4 protein-coding genes are annotated in these 3,219 nt (G+C 47.4%); 3 read left to right on the forward strand and 1 reads right to left on the reverse strand.

Annotated features, from left to right (window positions below; genetic code table 11):
- Positions 1-12: 12 nt before the first annotated feature.
- Positions 13-633, forward strand: coding sequence for a CDP-alcohol phosphatidyltransferase family protein (locus MHN01_RS21775; protein ID WP_239413401.1), 621 nt, complete (start codon positions 13-15; stop codon positions 631-633).
- A 208-nt stretch (positions 634-841) separates the two neighbouring features.
- The gene (locus tag MHN01_RS21780; RefSeq protein ID WP_239413396.1) at positions 842-1,057 is read left to right on the forward strand and encodes a DUF2986 domain-containing protein; all 216 of its coding nucleotides are present in this window, start codon (positions 842-844) and stop codon (positions 1,055-1,057) included.
- Between the two features lie 57 nt (positions 1,058-1,114).
- Here MHN01_RS21780 and punR read toward each other — a convergent pair whose 3' ends face one another.
- Positions 1,115-2,017, reverse strand: a complete 903-nt coding sequence (punR, locus tag MHN01_RS21785; protein ID WP_239413398.1) for a DNA-binding transcriptional activator PunR — start codon at positions 2,015-2,017, stop codon at positions 1,115-1,117.
- Between the two features lie 105 nt (positions 2,018-2,122).
- Between punR and punC the strand changes: the two genes are divergently transcribed.
- Positions 2,123-3,219 (forward strand): purine nucleoside transporter PunC (gene punC, locus MHN01_RS21790; protein ID WP_239413400.1); only part of this gene is annotated, 1,097 nt, incomplete at its 3' end.

Consider the following 3,219-nt stretch of genomic DNA (forward strand, 5'->3'; position numbering starts at 1 on the left):
AAGAGAAACACTATGTTAGACCGCTATGCCATCAAGGTCATTCGATGGCCACTACAAACCTTTTCTGCCCTACCGGACAAACTGGGGATCACAGCCAACCAAATCACCATTGCAGGCTTTATTCTCGGCCTGATGGCACTGCCTTCTTTGATGCTGCAGGAATACTACTGGGCGCTGACATTTATCCTGCTCAACAGAATATTTGACGGGCTTGACGGTGCCGTCGCCCGGCGGCAAGGGATTTCCGATTGCGGCGGTTTTCTGGATATTACCCTCGATTTTCTGTTTTATTCGATGGTGCCATTCGGCTTCGTTCTTGCTAATCCAGAAGCCAATGCCGTTGCGGGGGCTTTTTTGATTTTTTCGTTCATCGGAACCGGTTCGAGCTTCCTCGCATTCGCCATTATGGCCAGCAAGCGAAATATTGAAAGCCCTGTTTATAAACAGAAATCTCTTTACTATATCGGAGGACTGACAGAAGGCACCGAAACCATTGGCTGTTTTGTCCTGTTCTGTCTCCTTCCCCAGCATTTTGCTGTTATTGCCTGGATATTCGGTACGCTCTGCTGGATCACTACAGCTACTCGAATTTGGGCAGGTTACCAGACCCTGAAAGATACGCTTCCCAAGTAGTCTTACTCACCCTTATCAGAAAACCGTCCAGCCCCGATATACCGGGGCTGATTTGTTAGCACTTAACCTTTCTTTTTCCCTCACCACAATTACGAGGATGAAGTGAAGTCAACCCTATCTGTTACTGATAAAAGCCAAGATAGTACTTGTCTTCAATCTCGATACCGCTACAATCACCGCCTTACTTTGACAAGCAGGCACCGATACGATGAACCGCAAGAAAAAAATCAACGAAGTACTGAAAAAGAAGCTAAAGAAGAAAAATGCCAAGCTTCATCGCAGCAACAAGCCTCGCTATATCTCTAAGGCAGAACGCGCAAAGATGGAAGCGGAAGCAGCCCAGCAGCAAGAAGCGATGCCCGAGACACCAGAAGCCCAGCCTCAGTCAACTGACAGTGAGCAGACTGAACCTGCAGATAAATAATGTTCGATTGAAGCTCGCAATCTCGGCAAACCATTTGCAGCGAGCTATTTCCCGTGTTCATCTCATCCATTCACGGTGAAGCTGCTCGCTGTCACCCAAGTACTCCAGCAACCAGTCAATCGCCGGGTTACGGCTCTCCTTATTCCAGGCCAAGCAACACGGGCTCACCGCAGGCTTGGTTGCCAGCTGTTTTTCCACCAGCTCACCAGTCTCAATTCTCGGCAGAGCCATGTGCTCCGGCACAACGCCGATCCCCAACCCCGCTTTCAGACACTGAATTGCACTATACCAATTTGGCACCATTAGACGGCGTTGGTTGTCCATAACCCAGGTGACACGTTTAGGCAGCACTCTTGCCGTATCTTCTATACAGATTGCCGGGTATCTCACCAGCTCATCGGGCTCGATGTCATAATCAGCTGCAGCCAACGGGTGATCAGGAGCGATCACAAATTTCCAATACAGGGTTCCCATGTCCCGGTAATCAAACGAGCCGCTAACAGGTACAGCAGCTGTTGCACCAATTACCAAGTCCGCACGTCCATCTGACAAGGCATCCCATACACCGTTAAAGACCTCCATTGACAAATGCAGCTCAACGTCGGGAAACTCACGGTAGAAATCACGCACCAGGGTATTCACCCGGCTTTCCCTCACTACAGTATCGAGGGCAACCGATACACTCTGGGACCAACCATTGGCAACACGCTGGGTTTGCGATTTTATCTGTTCCATCCGTTTTAGCAGAGCTCGCGCCTCTTCGACAAAATACTCACCGGCAGGCGTCAACTGTACTTGCCGGTGTAACCTAACAAATAAATCAACAGCAAGACGCTCTTCTATTAGCCTTACCGTGTAACTGATTGCACTTGGAACCTTATGCAACTCATCCGCCGCAGCCGAAAAACTGCCTCTTCTGGCAACAACATCAATAACTTGCAAATCATTGTATGAAAACATATCAAATCAAATTTTTTGAAAGCAGTGTTTAAATATTACCGTTTCACAGAGAAACAAAGCAAGATTAAACTGGCCGCAAATGTAATACAGATAAAGCCTTCTTTTATGAACAAACAACCTTCAAAAATCACCATATTCTGGTTTGCATGTCTAAGTATGCTAGGTTTTCTTGCAACTGACATGTACCTGCCTGCTTTTGAAATAATGCGGTCAGATTTCAATACATCACAGTCACTTATAGGTTTATCATTAAGTATTTTCCTACTTGGTATGGCTTTAGGGCAACTTATTTACGGGCCGCTCTCCGATCGTGTCGGCCGCATTAAAGTTCTGATGGGAGGAATGATTTTATTCAGTCTTGCATCTGTACTTTGTGCTTTCGCCCCGAGCGTCGAATTCTTGCTGGTCGCCCGCTTTGCACAGGCGCTAGGTGCTTGTAGTGCAACGGTTATCTGGCAGGCTGTAGTTGTGGATCGCTACGAAGGAAAAGTGTCGGAGCGTGTCTTTGCAACCATTATGCCTCTTGTGGCATTATCTCCTGCTCTTGCTCCGCTTGCTGGTGCATTACTTGAGCACCAGTTTGGCTGGCGCAGCATCTTTGTCGCACTGGTTGGTTTTGGGGCAGTTTTGTCCATTATGACACTTAAAGAACCTGAAAGCGCTAATTTAGAAAAGAAACAGGAAAAGATCAGTGTTCAGCTACGTCGAGATTACCAGCAAATCCTTAGCTCAAAAAAATTCATTGGTAACATGATGATTTTTGCAGCCTGTTCTGCGGCTTTCTTTGCCTACCTGACAGGCTCACCTTTTGTCATGTCAGAGATGGGCTACTCAGGTTCAGACATCGGCTTAAGTTATGCGCCTCAGACTGTTGCCTTTATTATCGGTGGTTATGGCTGCCGCACATTACTGAATAAGTTCGACAGCCAGCAGCTTCTTCCTTGGATCCTGAAGCTGTTCATTACCAGCGTTACCGTTATGTTCCTGATTTCGGTCAACACTGAGCCTACAACTATCTGGCCTATCTTAGTCCCATTCTGTCTGCTGGCAGTGGCTAATGGTGCTATCTACCCAATCATTATCAGCAAAGCACTGGAAGACTTTAAGAACTGCAGTGCAACGGCTGCAGGACTGCTGAACTTCCTGCAAACCATGGTGTGTTTCGCAGCCAGTGGTATCGTATCGGCACTTTCCGCATACGG

Origin of the sequence: Photobacterium sp. OFAV2-7, assembly GCF_022347985.1 — a bacterium.
In the GTDB taxonomy this organism is placed as follows: Bacteria; Pseudomonadota; Gammaproteobacteria; order Enterobacterales; family Vibrionaceae; genus Photobacterium.